The organism is Klebsiella sp. GG_Kp173 (assembly GCF_040062415.1).
In the GTDB taxonomy this organism is placed as follows: Bacteria; Pseudomonadota; Gammaproteobacteria; order Enterobacterales; family Enterobacteriaceae; genus Klebsiella; species Klebsiella quasipneumoniae.
The window spans coordinates 1-674 of the sequence record NZ_JBEAFZ010000072.1 but is presented as its reverse complement, the minus strand read 5'-3'; the positions used below and the strand labels follow the sequence as shown (position 1 = coordinate 674).

Here is a 674-nt window from a genome sequence, read left to right as displayed (position 1 = left end):
ATGTACACTTCAGATTCGAACTTGGTGTGCGGGTTGATGGTGCCCGGCTTAGCCAGTACCTGACCACGTTCGATTTCTTCACGTTTGATACCACGCAGCAGAACACCTACGTTCTCACCAGCACGGCCTTCGTCCAGCAGTTTGCGGAACATTTCAACGCCAGTACAGGTGGTTTTCGCGGTTTCTTTGATACCAACGATTTCAACTTCTTCACCCACTTTGATGATACCGCGCTCTACACGACCGGTAACAACGGTACCACGACCGGAGATGGAGAATACGTCTTCGATCGGCAGCAGGAACGGCTTGTCAATCGCACGCTCTGGTTCCGGGATATAGGTATCCAGGTGGCCAGCCAGTTCGATGATTTTCGCTTCCCACTCTGCGTCGCCTTCCAGCGCTTTCAGAGCAGAACCACGAACGATCGGGGTGTCGTCGCCCGGGAAATCGTACTGAGACAGCAGTTCACGAACTTCCATCTCAACCAGTTCCAGCAGCTCTTCGTCATCAACCATGTCGCATTTGTTCAGGAACACGATGATGTACGGAACGCCTACCTGACGACCCAGCAGGATGTGCTCACGAGTCTGCGGCATCGGGCCGTCAGTCGCAGCAACAACCAGGATCGCGCCGTCCATCTGCGCAGCACCGGTGATCATGTTTTTAACATAGTC

1 protein-coding gene is annotated in these 674 nt (G+C 53.9%); it reads right to left on the bottom strand.

Translation table 11 applies throughout. The annotated features are described in order from the left end of the window. A partial coding sequence (locus ABLU50_RS16220) for a GTP-binding protein (protein WP_305243982.1) occupies positions 1–674 on the bottom strand: 674 nt, incomplete at both ends.